Here is a 13,325-nt window from a genome sequence, read left to right as displayed (position 1 = left end):
GCGCCCGGACTGCTTTGCGCGACAAAAAACCGATCCTACCCCCTAGACAACAGTTGGCTTTTCATGGCTTTGCCCATGCCCTATAAGCGTGCCAATCAATCGCGCAGCGACGGGCCGCAGGCCTGCCGAAATCTTCGAGGATCCAATGACAAACAAAACCCATGACGCTGACGTGGCCTTCATCAAGGCCCTCGCCGAGCTGCTGAATGAAAACGACCTGACCGAGCTTCAGGTGAAACGCGACTATGCCGAGGATGACAGCCTGAACGTGCGCGTCAGCCGCAAGCCGCCGCAGCAGGTCATGGCCGCCCCCCAGCAGCAGTACCAAGCCGCCCCGGCGCCTGCCGCCGCACCGGCGCCCGCCGCTGCCGCCCCCGCCGCTTCCGCACCTGCCCCTGCCGCAGACGCCGATCCTGCAGATCACCCCGGCGCCGTGACCTCGCCCATGGTCGGCACCGTCTATCTGCAAGCCGAGCCGGGCGCGCCCGCCTTCATCTCCGTCGGGGCCTCGGTCTCCGAAGGTGACACGCTTCTGATCGTCGAGGCGATGAAGACCATGAACCACATCCCCGCCCCCCGCGCCGGCACCGTCAAACGCATCCTCGTCGGCGACGGCGATGCCGTGGAATTCGGCGCGCCGCTGGTCATCCTGGAATAAGGGCCGGACATGTTCAGCAAAATCCTAGTCGCCAACCGGGGAGAGATCGCGCTGCGCGTCATCCGCGCGGCCCGCGAGATGGGCATCCAGACCGTCGCGGTGCATTCCACCGCCGACAGTGACGCGATGCACGTGCGCATGGCCGACGAATCCGTCTGCATCGGCCCGCCCTCCTCGACCCAATCCTACCTCTCGATCCCCGCCATCATCGCGGCCTGCGAGATCACCGGCGCCGAGGCGATCCACCCCGGCTACGGCTTCCTGTCCGAGAACGCGAATTTCGTGCAGGTGATCGAAGATCACGGGCTCACCTTCATCGGCCCCACCGCCGAGCATATCCGCGTCATGGGCGACAAGATCACCGCCAAAGACACGATGAAAAAGCTCGGCGTGCCCTGCGTGCCCGGCTCCGACGGCGGGGTCACCTCGCTGGAAGAAGCCAAGCGCATCGGTGAGGAGATCGGCTATCCGGTCATCATCAAGGCCACCGCCGGTGGCGGCGGCAAGGGCATGAAAGTGGCCCAGACCGCCAAGGACATGGAAAAGGCCTTCCAGACCGCCCGCGCCGAGGGCAAATCGAACTTCGGCAACGACGAAGTCTATATCGAGAAATACCTCACCACGCCGCGCCACATCGAGATTCAGGTCTTTGGTGACGGCAAGGGCAATGCCGTGCATCTGGGCGAGCGCGACTGCTCGCTGCAGCGCCGCCACCAGAAGGTGTTTGAGGAGGCCCCCGGCCCCTCCATCACCGAGGAAGAGCGTGCGCGCATCGGCAAGGTCTGTGCCGACGCCGTGGCCAACATCAACTACATCGGCGCGGGCACCATCGAGTTCCTCTACGAGAACGGCGAGTTCTATTTCATCGAAATGAACACCCGCCTGCAGGTGGAACACCCGGTGACCGAGGCGATCTTTGGTGTCGATCTGGTGCGCGAGCAGATTCGCGTGGCCGAAGGGCTGCCGATGTCCTTCACGCAGGATGATCTGCAGATCAATGGCCATGCCATCGAGGTGCGCATCAACGCCGAGAAACTGCCGAACTTCTCGCCCTGCCCGGGCAAGATCACGCAGTATCACGCCCCCGGCGGTCTTGGCGTGCGGATGGATTCGGCGCTCTACGACGGCTATTCGATCCCGCCGTTCTACGACAGCCTAATCGGCAAGCTCATCGTGCACGGTCGCGACCGGCCCGAGGCGCTCGCGCGTCTAGGCCGCGCTTTGGGCGAGTTGATCGTGGACGGGGTCGACACCACCGTGCCGCTGTTCCACGCCCTGCTGGCCGAAGAAGACATCCAATCGGGCGGCTACAACATCCACTGGCTTGAGCATTGGCTGGAAACCAACCTCGGCGACGGCTGACATGACATGTCGGATCTGACGCCAGAGATCCTGCTCCACGGCTATTCCATCGGGATTTTCCCCATGGCGGAACACCGCGACGACCCGGAAATTTTCTGGGTCGATCCGCGGCGCCGTGGGGTGATGCCGCTCAACGGTTTCCACATCTCGCGCTCTCTGGCCCGCGCCATTCGGCGCAGCACGTTCCACCACACGATCAACCGTGATTTTCAAGCTGTCGTCGCCGGTTGTGCCGACCGCGAAGACACATGGATCAATGCCGAGATCACCGCGCTCTACACTGCGTTGCACCGCGCGGGCTATGCCCATTCGCTTGAGGTTTGGGACGGTGACGCGTTGGTGGGCGGTGTCTATGGCGTCACGCTGGGCCGGGCGTTTTTCGGCGAGAGCATGTTTTCGCGCCGGACCAATGCGTCAAAAATGGCGCTGGCAGCGCTGGTGGATCGGCTGCGCCGCGCGGGGTTCACCCTGTTCGATACGCAGTTTCTGACCGATCACCTCGCCTCTCTCGGGGCGGTGGAGATTTCGCGGGCAGAATATCACGCGCAGCTCGATGTGGCGAAACGCGGCAATGCGCGGTTCAGCGCGCCTAAGTTGGACAGTCTTCAGGACGTGCTGCAGCGCATGACCCAGATGTCATAGCGGAAATGCTCCAGCGCGTGCAGCGCGGGGGCCGAGGCGATCATCCAACCGGAAAACAAGGCGCTGTCGCTGCCCTCTTCGGTGATCTCAAGCGCGGCATAGGCATTGGCCGCCGGATCCCCCGCCGGATAGCGGCAATCGACCATGGTGATCTGCAAATTGCCCAAGGTCAGCCGGTCGCCCTTGGTGATCTCCAGATCGGTCGTATCGCCCGAAATCTTGTCTAAGGCACGCAACACGCCACCCGAGGCGCTGGCGACCTGCCCCCCCTCTTGAGCGTGAAGCGGCGCGGCCAGCAAAAGCGCGGCCAAGAGAAGCTTTTTCATGGGTACACCCGGATTGCGTGAGCTTTGGGGCCGCGCGAAAGGCGCGGCCAACCGATCATTCAGGCTGCCAGGCCTCGTAATCCTTACGTTCGATAGGTTCGGCGCGGCGCAGCGACCCGGCGGGCGCATAGGCCATGGCGGTGCCGGTGCGATTCTCCACATGGGCCTTTTCCCATGGCTTATGCGCCAGCGGCTTGTCGGTCGGCGGCTCGTCCCATGTGCGGTGCAGCCAGCCATGCCAATCGGGGCTCACGCGGCTCGCCTCGGCCTCACCGTTGAAAATGACCCAGCGTTTGCTGTCGTCGGCGTTGCGGTAATAGACGTTGCCCTGCGCGTCTTCGCCCACCTTGCTGCCCTTGCGCCAAGTGAAAAGCTGGGTGTTCAGCGTCTGGCCGTTCCACCATGTGACACTGCGCAGAAGTGAATTGAGAATGCCCATTGAGGTCTCCGTTCCTGTTGCCCGTTATATGCACCATGGAGGCTTTGGCGTCCAGCCTCACCGCGCAGGAGGTTCCACGCGCGGCAGGATTCGCCGCCGAAAATCAGCCATCTGCCGCCGCGCGCAAAAGGGCCGTGCATTCGATCTCAATCCGGTATTTCGGGTCGATCAGCCCGCATTCGATCATCGTCGCCGCGGGCGGATGCGCGCCGAAGGCCGAGCGTAGAAGCGGCCAGCAAGCTTCGAACTCCGCCGCGTCGGTTAGCATATAGGTGACGCGCACCACATGGGCGAAATCACTTCCTGCCTCGGCCAAGGCCGCCTTGATCGTTGCCAGTGCCGCCGCGCATTGCGCCGTCACCTCTGCCCCCTCACCCACGGTGCCGGAGACATGGACCATGCCCCCCGCCACCACAGCGCGGCTGTAGCCGATCTTACCCTCATAGATGCCGCCAGATGAAATGCGCTGCATAAAGCCCTCTCCCGAAACGCAAAAGGGCGGACCAGATGGCCCGCCCCTATGACTTTGCCTTACGCGCTTAGCCCGCGCTGGCTGGTTCTTTGCTTTCGCTGTCGGCGTGGATCATCAGCGGCTTGGCCTCCGATGTGACGGCCTCCTCGTTGACGACCACTTCGCTCACCGTCTCCAGCCCCGGCAGTTCGAACATCGTGTCGAGCAGGATGTCTTCGAGGATGGAGCGCAGACCGCGAGCGCCGGTCTTCCGCTCGATCGCGCGTTTGGCGATGGCTTGCAGCGCGTCATCGGTGAAGGTCAGCTGCGTGTCCTCCAATTCGAACAGACGCTGGTACTGTTTGACCAGAGCGTTCTTCGGCTCGGTCAGGATGGTGACCAGAGCGTCCTCATCCAGATCTTCGAGTGTTGCCAGAACCGGCAGACGGCCCACGAATTCCGGGATCAGACCGAACTTCAGCAGGTCTTCGGGCTCAAGATCGGTGAAAATCTCACCAATGCCGCGAGCGTCATTGTCACGCACGTCGGCGCCAAAGCCCATGGCAGAGCCTTTGCCACGCTGCGCGATGATCTTGTCGAGACCGGCAAACGCACCGCCGCAGATGAAGAGGATGTTCGTGGTGTCCACCTGCAGGAACTCCTGCTGCGGATGCTTGCGCCCGCCCTGCGGCGGCACGGAGGCCACGGTGCCTTCCATCAGCTTCAGCAGCGCCTGCTGCACGCCCTCGCCCGACACGTCGCGGGTGATCGAGGGATTTTCAGACTTGCGGGTGATCTTGTCGACCTCGTCGATATAGACGATGCCGCGCTGCGCGCGCTCGACGTTGTATTCCGACGCCTGCAACAGCTTGAGAATGATGTTCTCCACATCCTCGCCCACATAGCCGGCCTCGGTCAGCGTGGTCGCATCGGCCATGGTGAAGGGCACATCGAGGATGCGCGCCAGCGTCTGCGCCAGCAACGTCTTGCCGCAGCCAGTGGGGCCGATCAGCAGGATGTTGGATTTCGCCAGTTCTATATCGCCGCCCTTCTGGGCGTGGTTCAACCGTTTGTAGTGGTTGTGGACCGCCACCGAGAGCACGCGCTTGGCCATCGCCTGACCGATCACATAGTCGTCCAACACGCCGCAGATGTCGCGGGGCGTGGGCACGCCATCGGTCGCCTTGAGGCCCGAGGCTTTGGTCTCTTCTCGGATGATATCCATGCACAGCTCGACGCATTCGTCGCAGATGAACACGGTCGGCCCCGCAATCAGCTTGCGCACCTCGTGCTGGCTCTTGCCGCAGAAGCTACAGTAGAGCGTATTTTTGCTGTCGTTGCCGGAATTATTCGCCATCTCAAACCTTTCAGGTCTGTCGTGTATGTCCGCCCCGGTCTTGGGGCCGCGAGATTTGGCCTCGAGCTTAGGCCAGTGACCCCGGCGCTACAATCGCAAAATATGCAGCGCCGGGCCCCTTCGATTACTTGTCTTTCTTGTCCTTGCCACCGGCGGCAGCCTCATCGGCTTTGCCACGGCTTTCGACGATCTCATCGAGATGGCCCCATTCCTTGGCTTCCTCGGGCGTCATCCACAGATCACGGTCGAGGGCTTTTTGAACGGTTTCCAGCGGCTGGCCGGAGTGTTTGACATAGAGCTGATACATCCGCTCACGGGTGCGTTCGATGTGGCGCGCCGAGATCAGGATATCTTCGGCCATGCCCTGCGAGCCGCCGGAGGGCTGGTGGATCATCACTTCGGCATTGGGCAGCGCGAAACGCATGCCCTTCTCGCCGCCGATCGCGATGACCGACCCCATAGAGGCCGCCATGCCGCAGATCAAGGTCGAGACCTTGGGCTTGATATATTGCATCGTGTCGTAGATCGACAGGCCCGCCGTCACCTCGCCACCGGGCGAGTTGATGTACATACTGATTTCCTTGGAGGGGTTCTCGGCCTCAAGGTGCAACAGCTGGGCGACGACCAGATGGCTCATCCCACTGTGGATCGGGCCGTTGACGAAGATGATCCGCTCTTTCAACAGACGCGAGAAGATGTCGTAGGACCGCTCGCCCCGGCTGGTTTGCTCAACCACCATCGGGACAAGCGTGTTCATATAGGTGTTGATCGGATCGTTCATGCGTGCCTGCCTCAGTTCCTGTTCGCGGGACCATACCCGCAAAACTGTTACCCAGAGATTAGTCCCCCCGGTATGGGGGTTCAAGGGGGGCAGGCACGACAGTCTACGCGAATCGCGCCGATCACTCCGACGCGTCGCGCAGGTAGGCGATCAACGCGTCGATATCCTCGGGCTTGCGCACACCCCGGAACGACATTTTAGTGCCTTTCATGAAGCCCTTAGGGTCCGCCAGAAAGGCGCTCAACTCATCGTGAGACCAGACCAACCCCTCTGCCGCTGCGGCCTGCATGGCTTTGGAGTAGCGGAAGCCATCGACAGCACCCGCCGGGCCATCCACGATGCCGTTCAGCATCGGGCCGACACGGTTCTTAGCCTTGGCGCCGATCTGATGGCAGGATTTGCATTTGCGAAACGCCTTCTCCCCGGCCTTGATCAGCGCGGGATCGGCGGCGGGGGCTTCGGCCACCTCGACCAGCGCGGGGGCTTCTTCGGGTGCAGGTTCCGCCGCGGCTTTGGTCTCTTCGGCCTTAGCCTCTTCGGCTGCGGCCTTGGCGGCGGTCTCCTCGGGCGTCACGTCCAGCACGGCTGCGCGCATGGTGATCTCGACCGAGGATTTGCAATCGCTCATGCAAGGCTCTTGCTTGAAGGACGCAAACTCCACCTCCGCCCGGTCATCGGGTTTGAAGGCCGCCTCATTCGGCAAGCGCAATTCAGCGAAGTTCTCTGACGAGAGCACGAAATCCTCATCCACCTCGTCATTGAGATAGAGCAGATAAGCGGTGATCGCATAGACCTCATCATCGCTCAGCGACTGCGCATCGCCGAAGGGCATCGCCCGGTTCACATAGTCGTAAACCGTTGAAAGGTATGGCCAATAGCTGCCGATCGTTTTGACGGGGCGCATGTCGGTCAGGCTGCCCTGCCCGCCCGCGAGGACCGGCCAACGGCCTGTGCCCTCGCCAAAGACGCCGTGGCAGGAGGCGCATTTCGCGGTGTAAATCTCATCCCCGGTCATCACGTCGCCACGGCCCTCGGGCAGACCTGTGCCGTCAGGGCGCACGTCGATGTCCCACAGCGCCACTTCCTCGGGGGTGGCGGCGCGGCCAAGGCCCAAAGGCTCGGCGGCCAGCGGGCTCGCCAGCGCGGTGGTCAGGAGGGCAGCTTTAAGAAATTTCGACATTTTCGGCCTTTCCGTCTGCATCGACCGCCCAGGTCTGGATGCCGTTATTGTGGTAGATCGAATTCTCGCCGCGCACTTCGCGCAGCGCATCCTTGGTGGGCTGGACGTAGCCGGTGCTGTCATGCGCGCGGCTTTGCAGCAGCAGGGGTTTGCCGTCCCATTCGAAGTCAAAGTAGAAGCGGTGCAGCGCCTTGGGCGTGCTCGGCCCGTCCATCCGCGCCTGATGCCACGTGATGCCACCGTCGAGCGTCACATCCACGCGCGGAATCGTACCGCGGCCCGACCACGCGAGGCCGGTCAGAACGGTCGGCCCCGGGCCATGGGTGATCGGCGCCTGCGGGCTGGGGTTGGTGATGACTGATTTCGCGTCCATCTCCCAGGTAAAGCGCCGCGCGACGCCGTCGGCCATGAGGTCGGTGTATTTGCTGGTCTCCTCGCGGTGGTGCCAAGGCTGGTCGCCGACTTCGAGCCGGCGCAGCCATTTAACCCACATGTTGCCCTCCCAGCCGGGCACCACGAGGCGCACCGGGTAGCCCTGTTCGGGGCGCAGCGCTTCACCGTTCATCTTGAAGGCCACGAGGCAATCGTCGAGCGCCTTTTCCATCGGGATCGACCGGCTCATCGCCGCGGCATCCGCACCCTCGGCCAGCAACCACTTGCCCTCGGGCTTCACACCGGCTTCCTCCAGCACCAGCCGCAGCGGCACGCCGGTGTATTGCACGTTGTGGATCATGCCATGGGTGAACTGGCAGCCATTGAGCTGCGATCCGCGCCATTCCATGCCGGAGTTGGCGGCACATTCGAGGAAGTAAACGTGGTTCTCGCGGGGGAAGCGGTGCAGGTCGTCCATCGTCAGCACCAGCGGCTTGTCAACTAGCCCGTTGATCATCAGCCGGTGCTTTGCCGGGTCGACCTCGGCCACGCCCGAATGGTGCCGCTCGAAACACAGCCCGTTTGGCGTGATCGTGCCGTCGAGGTCATGCAGCGGGGTGAAGTTGATCGAGCTCACCGGGTCGGCGGTCAGCCATTCCACGGTGCGGCGTTTCACATCCGCCTCATGCGGCGAGGGCATGCCGTAGGGGGCGACATCGACGCCGTCCCCTAACTCTTGCATCCATGGATGGATCGCGATGCCCGGATCGGTCTGCGCGGCACTGGCTTGGCCCGCCAGCGTCCCCGCGGCCGCCGCCCCTGCCCCCGTCAGAAAGGCACGGCGCGATGGCCCCTTGTGGTTCTCTTCTGTCATGTCGTGGCCCTCACATATTCAAATTCATTTTATTGAATTTGTATCTATGTGAGAACCCCTATTCTCATTTTTCTTACTTTGGCAGAACGATTTTCACCGGGGTCCGGGCGCCTTCGCCCACGGTGTTCAGTTTCGAGATATGGCTTTCCACCACGTCCCAGATCGGCGGGCCTTCGGTGCCCTCGTTGACCGAGGCCCAGCCGGCCACGACATAGCTGCGCTGCGGATCAATTGGCTCTCCAGTGCTAAGCAAGGTCATCTCGCTGATCCGCTCGCCCTGCGGCTTGGCGATGTCCATCTTGAAGCCCATGCCACCGACGCGCACCATGTCCCCGCCCTGCTGGTAATAGGGATCGGGGTTGAACAGGTTGTCGCCCACGTCTTCTAGCACGACTTTCAGGAATTCTCCTGTCATTTCGGTGCGATAGGCATTTGGGTAGGTCATCGAGGTGACGTTGAAGATATCCTCGCGGGTGATGTCCTGCCCCGGCAGGATTGACGGCCCCCAGCGGACGCCCGGGCTAAGCGCGATCTCGGCGTCGCGCTCGCTCAGCAGCGCGTCGCAGATGAGGTCATCCCAAGTGCCGTTGAAGTTGCCCCGGCGATAGAGCAGCGCATCGCTCTGCCCCACCACATGGGTGAGATCCTCAAGGAAGGGCGCGCGCTGCGCCTCGATCAGCTTGGCCACCTCCGCGTCCGGCGTGATCAGGTCCGAGAAGATCGGGATGAGCTTGTGCCGCAGCCCCATCATCTTGCCGTCGCGCACGTCCAGATCCACGCGGGAAACGAATTTCCCGTTCGAGCCGGAGGCGATGATATGGGTCTCGCCCACCAGCACAGGTTCGGGCAGCGCGTCGTGGGTGTGACCCGATAGGATCACGTCGATCCCCTTGACGATGCCGGCCATCTTCTTGTCGACGTCAAAGCCGTTGTGGCTGAGGCAGACGACCAGTTCGGCCCCCTGCGCGCGCACCTCGTCGACCATCTGCTGCATATGCTCGTCGCGGATGCCGAAGGAGTATTCGGGGAACATCCAGCCGGGGTTGGCGATGGGCATATAGGGAAAGGCCTGCCCGATGACGGCGATCTTCACGCCGCCGCGCTCGAAGAACTCGTAAGGCTTGAACAGCTCCGCCGGCTCGTCCCATTCGCGGTCGAAAATGTTCTGGCCGAGGGCGGCAAAGGGCAGCCCTTCGACGATCTCCTGCACCCGTTCGGAGCCCAAGGTGAACTCCCAGTGGAAGGTCATCGCGTCGGGCTTCAGCGCGTTCATCACGTTGACCATGTCCTGCCCCTCGGTCTTCAGGCAAGTCATCGAGCCGTGCCATGTGTCGCCGCCATCCAAGAGCAGCGCGTCGGGACGGTCGGCGCGGATGGCGTTCAGCACGGTGGCCACGCGGTCGAGCCCGCCGACCTTGCCGTAGGCCTGTGCTTGGGCCACGAAATCGTCGTAGGTCAGGGCATAATCCAGCGGCGTGCGACCGCCAATGCCGTAGCGGACGCGGAAATCCTCGCCGGTGATATGGGGCACCTTGCCGCGGTTGTCGCCCACGCCGATGTTGACCGACGGCTCGCGGAAATAGATCGGCTTTAGCTGGGCATGGATGTCGGTCACATGCATCAGGGTGACATTGCCGAACTTCTCGAACTCCAGCAGCGCGTCCTGATCGAACTTGTCCTGCGCCGCGAGCCGCGCCCAGTTGCCGAAGCCCGAGCCGCCATAGATAGAGGCCGCGGCCATGGACATTTGCAGAAAATCACGGCGAGACAGCATGTTACGCTCCAGCACTTGAAAACAGGGAAAGGCCCCGCCCCCATGCGGGGGGCGGGATCAGGTCAGGCGAAACGCCCGGAAATTAAATCAGTTACGCACCGAGGGGGCTTCGACCGACAGGCCGTTGCCGCGGCTGGCGACGTAGAGTTCCAGCGCCACGAACTCGGGGCTGCCGGGGCTGAAGGTCTCGGCCCGCGTGTCGCGCACGCAGCCCTTGAAACGCGCATGGGCGCTGTTGAGCTTGGTGTTTTTCAGACGGTAGACCGGGAAGCCGTTGATCTGGCCCTGGCTCAGGTGGTCGGCCCGGATCATGTTGCCGTAGTTGTCTTCGTGACAATTGGCGCAGCTCAGCTCAAGCTGGCCGTAGCGGGTGTAGTACATCTCCTTGCCCTGCTCCCACGTGCTCTGGGCCGGGCCGTCGATTGCCACGTTGACCGGCATGCCGCGCGACTGGACCGAGATCAGCGCCTCCATCGCCGTCATCTGGCTGCCGGTGTATTTGTAGGGCTCCGCGCCCATCTGGTTCTCGCGACAGTCGTTGATCTGCTGCGCCAGCGTGCGCACTTCACCGGCCTCTTCGTTCCACTTCGGATAGACCGCCCGGACGCCCTTCATCGAGGTTTCCACGTCGTTGTGGCAGGAGGCGCAGGACTTGCCCTCGCTGCCCTCGGCCGTGTCCCAGGCGGCTTGGGCCTGATCGACGAAGATCATGCCCGAGTTGTCGAAGTCGTCCATCTGGAGGGCTTGGGTTTCATCCGAACGGAAACGCCAGCCCGACATGATCTCCGGCAAGGCGCCTTCGAGATGCGCAGGCGGTTCGGTCTTGGTCACCATCTCGATCTCACCGTTGACGACAAGCTCGGCCTCCTCATCGGCCGCTGCAAAGGTGGGGGCCGCCACCAAAAGCGCCGCGACTGCGGTCATTGCCTTGAATTTCATGTCTTTCCTCCCTGTTCCAAGCGCGCTGCGGCTGCCCCGAGGGGTCAGCCGATCGCGATGGATTTGACTTCTTCGTAGACCGAGCCGTCGTCATCGTACCACGTGAACTTGAACTCGCCGGCCTCGGGCACCGTGGCGTCGAACTCGAAATAGGGGTTCGTGGACATCGCCGGCTCCATCTTCACGTCGATCACGTTCTGGCCGTTGAACTCGGCCGTGAAGCGATTGATGATCGAGCGCGGGATGACATTGCCGTCGCTGTCCTTGCGCTGGCCCGATTCCATCGGGTGGCTGATCAGCGTCTTGATCGTGATGACCTCGCCGGCCTCGGCCTTTTTCGGCACTTTGACGCGGGGTGTTACACCTTCTGCCATTTTCTAAACTCCTGATTTGGGGCGCGCGGGCTTAGCCGCCGCAGCCACCGATTGTAACTTTGATCTCTGCGCTGGTGCGGGCGAACGTGCCGTCTTCCAGCTTGGCGATGGCGATGACGTCTTGGGTCTGCGCCAGCCGGATGCGGGTGGAGGCGCTGCGGCTGCCCGCCAGCGGGCCGAAGTTGAAGGTGCCCACGGGCGGAGTCGGGTTGCCCGCAGCCAGCACCATGATCGCCGAAGCGCCCGGTGCCTCGACCGAGATTGGCACGGTGTTGCCATTCTCGGCAATTTCAGGCGCGGTCAGGGTCACGCCGGTGTCGGCCATATCGGCCCCGCCAGTGAATTCCGCGATCAATTCGTCCACCGTGGCGGCCGAAGCCCCCACCGGCAGGATGGTCAGCGCCATGGCGCCAAGGCCGAGGCCCAGAGTTTCACGTCTTGAGAAGTCCATCTCTCATCTCCTTGTTCGTCGGCGGCGCAGCGCGCCGTCATTCCATTCCGCGATGCGCTGATCGCGATCTCTTGCACCGGTCCACCGCCGCCGCCTGCTCTCGCAGGGCGGCGGGGCCGCGTTACTCTTCTTTAAGCGTCGCCAGAAAGGCCACGACATCTTCGATTTGCTGCGCGTCCAGCAGCGGCGGCAACGGTTCGGTCCCCGCTTTGCCGGTGAAGCCGTCGCCGGGGCGGATATAGCCGCTGGTCTTGTAATAGGAAGGCATCATCGAGCCTTCGAAGGTCATCTTGCTATTGGCCACGATGCCGCGCAACTCGGCCTCGTTCCAGCGGTCGCCAGCCCCGTCAAGCATCGGACCGATTTCGCCCTGAAAGGGAACCTCGCTAAGTGCGCTGATCTGGTGGCAGGCCACGCAGTTGCCCGCCTTCTTGCTGCCGACGATGGCCGCACCCTTGGCGGCATCGCCGGGTGTCCCGGTCAAGGATTGTTCAACCGAACCATAGTCATCATAGGTCACGTCGGCAGGTGCCACGGTTTCAGCGGCGGCCAGAACGGGCGCGCCCGACACAATTGCGGCGGCGATCCATCTCATCATCGAAAACTTCCTCCCAGTGCCGATCACGGTGATGTGTGATCCGGTTTACCTGACCCTAAGACAGGGATGCGGCGCGGCGCAACAACAAATTCAAACTTTTGAATAGCTTTACATGCGCAGCGCCGCTTTTCCTCGGTCAATCCGTGCTGCCATTGTTGCGCTCTTGGATCATCCGCGCGTGGTAGCGTTGGAAATCCTCGGCCCCCTCGAGCGCATAGCGCTCCTCGTTCACCCATGTGAGCATATCAAGCGTTGTGCCCTTGCCGAACGCCCCCGGCATCACCGCCACCGCCGCCTGTGGCGCGGTCGCCTCTTCGGGTACCTCCTGCGGCAGGAACATCAGCGTCGGGGTAAAGAGAATCCCCCATTTGCGCGCCATCTGCTTTTCTGAAAGCGTCTCGCCATCGAAATCGGTCACTTCGATATCCCCATGCAGGTTCAGCTGCACGACAAAGTAATTCTCTTCGATGTAATTGGCGATCTCGGGGGTGGGAAAAACCTCTTCGTGCATCTTGGTGCAATAGATGCAGCCGCGCTGTTCGAACATCAGCATCAGACGTTTGTCCTCGCCCCTGGCCTCCTCCAGATCCTCACGCAGGTCTTTGAAGGTGTCGCGCATCCAGGGCGTCTTGTGCAGCCCGTCGTCGCCCAGTTCCGCCGCGGCCAAAGGCCATGCCAGCATCGCCGCCGCCACCGCGGCTCCTATCCTCGATCCGATCATCTTGGCGTCCTCCTCCTGATTGTTGC

The 13,325-nt window shown here is 62.6% G+C and carries 16 protein-coding genes; 3 read left to right on the top strand and 13 right to left on the bottom strand.

Features of this window, described 5'->3' with window-relative positions:
- The first annotated feature begins 145 nt into the window (after positions 1 to 145).
- From accB to aat, 3 genes are read left to right on the top strand one after another with little or no spacing between them, the layout of a single operon-like run.
- Positions 146 to 658, top strand: coding sequence for an acetyl-CoA carboxylase biotin carboxyl carrier protein (gene accB, locus ACGYK4_RS05155; protein WP_394455428.1), 513 nt, complete (start codon positions 146 to 148; stop codon positions 656 to 658).
- Positions 659 to 667: 9 nt separating this feature from the next.
- Positions 668 to 2,020, top strand: a complete 1,353-nt coding sequence (accC, locus tag ACGYK4_RS05150; protein ID WP_394455426.1) for an acetyl-CoA carboxylase biotin carboxylase subunit — start codon at positions 668 to 670, stop codon at positions 2,018 to 2,020.
- A 6-nt stretch (positions 2,021 to 2,026) separates the two neighbouring features.
- Complete coding sequence (gene aat, locus ACGYK4_RS05145) at positions 2,027 to 2,662, top strand: leucyl/phenylalanyl-tRNA--protein transferase (protein WP_394431685.1); 636 nt, start codon at positions 2,027 to 2,029, stop codon at positions 2,660 to 2,662.
- Here aat and ACGYK4_RS05140 read toward each other — a convergent pair.
- The 13 genes from ACGYK4_RS05140 to ACGYK4_RS05080 all read right to left on the bottom strand — a co-directional run bounded on the left by ACGYK4_RS05140 (position 2,626) and on the right by ACGYK4_RS05080 (position 13,299).
- Positions 2,626 to 2,988: a DUF2155 domain-containing protein gene (locus ACGYK4_RS05140; protein ID WP_394431683.1), complete on the bottom strand. Its 363-nt coding sequence runs from the start codon at positions 2,986 to 2,988 to the stop codon at positions 2,626 to 2,628. The genes aat and ACGYK4_RS05140 overlap by 37 nt on opposite strands.
- Positions 2,989 to 3,043: 55 nt before the next feature.
- Entirely contained in the window at positions 3,044 to 3,427 is a 384-nt protein-coding gene (locus ACGYK4_RS05135; protein ID WP_394431681.1) for an NADH:ubiquinone oxidoreductase subunit NDUFA12, read from the bottom strand.
- Positions 3,428 to 3,530: 103 nt separating this feature from the next.
- Positions 3,531 to 3,899: a Rid family hydrolase gene (locus ACGYK4_RS05130; RefSeq protein WP_394431679.1), complete on the bottom strand. Its 369-nt coding sequence runs from the start codon at positions 3,897 to 3,899 to the stop codon at positions 3,531 to 3,533.
- A 67-nt stretch (positions 3,900 to 3,966) separates the two neighbouring features.
- Complete coding sequence (clpX, locus tag ACGYK4_RS05125; RefSeq protein WP_271689851.1) at positions 3,967 to 5,235, bottom strand: ATP-dependent Clp protease ATP-binding subunit ClpX; 1,269 nt, start codon at positions 5,233 to 5,235, stop codon at positions 3,967 to 3,969.
- Positions 5,236 to 5,359: 124 nt separating this feature from the next.
- Complete coding sequence (locus ACGYK4_RS05120) at positions 5,360 to 6,016, bottom strand: ATP-dependent Clp protease proteolytic subunit (RefSeq protein ID WP_067267539.1); 657 nt, start codon at positions 6,014 to 6,016, stop codon at positions 5,360 to 5,362.
- Positions 6,017 to 6,137: 121 nt separating this feature from the next.
- The gene (locus tag ACGYK4_RS05115; RefSeq protein WP_394455424.1) at positions 6,138 to 7,196 is read right to left on the bottom strand and encodes a c-type cytochrome; all 1,059 of its coding nucleotides are present in this window, start codon (positions 7,194 to 7,196) and stop codon (positions 6,138 to 6,140) included.
- Complete coding sequence (soxC, locus tag ACGYK4_RS05110) at positions 7,180 to 8,442, bottom strand: sulfite dehydrogenase (protein WP_394455423.1); 1,263 nt, start codon at positions 8,440 to 8,442, stop codon at positions 7,180 to 7,182. The genes ACGYK4_RS05115 and soxC overlap by 17 nt, the downstream gene beginning before the upstream one ends.
- Positions 8,443 to 8,515: 73 nt before the next feature.
- Positions 8,516 to 10,216 (bottom strand): thiosulfohydrolase SoxB, encoded by a 1,701-nt coding sequence (gene soxB, locus ACGYK4_RS05105; protein ID WP_394455421.1) that lies wholly within the window; start codon positions 10,214 to 10,216, stop codon positions 8,516 to 8,518.
- 87 nt (positions 10,217 to 10,303) lie between these two features.
- Positions 10,304 to 11,155 (bottom strand): sulfur oxidation c-type cytochrome SoxA, encoded by an 852-nt coding sequence (gene soxA, locus ACGYK4_RS05100; protein WP_394455420.1) that lies wholly within the window; start codon positions 11,153 to 11,155, stop codon positions 10,304 to 10,306.
- A 44-nt stretch (positions 11,156 to 11,199) separates the two neighbouring features.
- A complete protein-coding gene (soxZ, locus tag ACGYK4_RS05095) occupies positions 11,200 to 11,529 on the bottom strand; it encodes a thiosulfate oxidation carrier complex protein SoxZ (protein ID WP_394455418.1) in 330 nt (109 codons plus the stop codon).
- A 31-nt stretch (positions 11,530 to 11,560) separates the two neighbouring features.
- Positions 11,561 to 11,980, bottom strand: coding sequence for a thiosulfate oxidation carrier protein SoxY (gene soxY, locus ACGYK4_RS05090; RefSeq protein ID WP_394455416.1), 420 nt, complete (start codon positions 11,978 to 11,980; stop codon positions 11,561 to 11,563).
- Between the two features lie 121 nt (positions 11,981 to 12,101).
- The gene (soxX, locus tag ACGYK4_RS05085; RefSeq protein ID WP_197471006.1) at positions 12,102 to 12,578 is read right to left on the bottom strand and encodes a sulfur oxidation c-type cytochrome SoxX; all 477 of its coding nucleotides are present in this window, start codon (positions 12,576 to 12,578) and stop codon (positions 12,102 to 12,104) included.
- A gap of 136 nt (positions 12,579 to 12,714) precedes the next feature.
- Positions 12,715 to 13,299, bottom strand: coding sequence for a thioredoxin family protein (locus tag ACGYK4_RS05080; RefSeq protein ID WP_394455414.1), 585 nt, complete (start codon positions 13,297 to 13,299; stop codon positions 12,715 to 12,717).
- Positions 13,300 to 13,325 lie beyond the last annotated feature (26 nt).

The sequence above is a fragment of the Sulfitobacter sp. 1A13368 genome (assembly GCF_043557275.1).
GTDB lineage: Bacteria > Pseudomonadota > Alphaproteobacteria > Rhodobacterales > Rhodobacteraceae > Sulfitobacter > Sulfitobacter faviae.
This window is presented reverse-complemented; position numbering and strand designations above follow the sequence as displayed.

Excerpts from the sequence above, each read along its gene's own strand:
- accB (WP_394455428.1), top strand. The coding sequence starts at position 146 with ATGACAAACAAAACCCATGACGCTGACGTGGCCTTCATCAAGGCCCTC.
- accC (WP_394455426.1), top strand. The coding sequence starts at position 668 with ATGTTCAGCAAAATCCTAGTCGCCAACCGGGGAGAGATCGCGCTGCGC.
- aat (WP_394431685.1), top strand. The coding sequence starts at position 2,027 with ATGTCGGATCTGACGCCAGAGATCCTGCTCCACGGCTATTCCATCGGG.
- ACGYK4_RS05140 (WP_394431683.1), bottom strand. The coding sequence starts at position 2,988 with ATGAAAAAGCTTCTCTTGGCCGCGCTTTTGCTGGCCGCGCCGCTTCAC.
- ACGYK4_RS05135 (WP_394431681.1), bottom strand. The coding sequence starts at position 3,427 with ATGGGCATTCTCAATTCACTTCTGCGCAGTGTCACATGGTGGAACGGC.
- ACGYK4_RS05130 (WP_394431679.1), bottom strand. The coding sequence starts at position 3,899 with ATGCAGCGCATTTCATCTGGCGGCATCTATGAGGGTAAGATCGGCTAC.
- clpX (WP_271689851.1), bottom strand. The coding sequence starts at position 5,235 with ATGGCGAATAATTCCGGCAACGACAGCAAAAATACGCTCTACTGTAGC.
- ACGYK4_RS05120 (WP_067267539.1), bottom strand. The coding sequence starts at position 6,016 with ATGAACGATCCGATCAACACCTATATGAACACGCTTGTCCCGATGGTG.
- ACGYK4_RS05115 (WP_394455424.1), bottom strand. The coding sequence starts at position 7,196 with ATGTCGAAATTTCTTAAAGCTGCCCTCCTGACCACCGCGCTGGCGAGC.
- soxC (WP_394455423.1), bottom strand. The coding sequence starts at position 8,442 with ATGACAGAAGAGAACCACAAGGGGCCATCGCGCCGTGCCTTTCTGACG.
- soxB (WP_394455421.1), bottom strand. The coding sequence starts at position 10,216 with ATGCTGTCTCGCCGTGATTTTCTGCAAATGTCCATGGCCGCGGCCTCT.
- soxA (WP_394455420.1), bottom strand. The coding sequence starts at position 11,155 with ATGAAATTCAAGGCAATGACCGCAGTCGCGGCGCTTTTGGTGGCGGCC.
- soxZ (WP_394455418.1), bottom strand. The coding sequence starts at position 11,529 with ATGGCAGAAGGTGTAACACCCCGCGTCAAAGTGCCGAAAAAGGCCGAG.
- soxY (WP_394455416.1), bottom strand. The coding sequence starts at position 11,980 with ATGGACTTCTCAAGACGTGAAACTCTGGGCCTCGGCCTTGGCGCCATG.
- soxX (WP_197471006.1), bottom strand. The coding sequence starts at position 12,578 with ATGATGAGATGGATCGCCGCCGCAATTGTGTCGGGCGCGCCCGTTCTG.
- ACGYK4_RS05080 (WP_394455414.1), bottom strand. The coding sequence starts at position 13,299 with ATGATCGGATCGAGGATAGGAGCCGCGGTGGCGGCGGCGATGCTGGCA.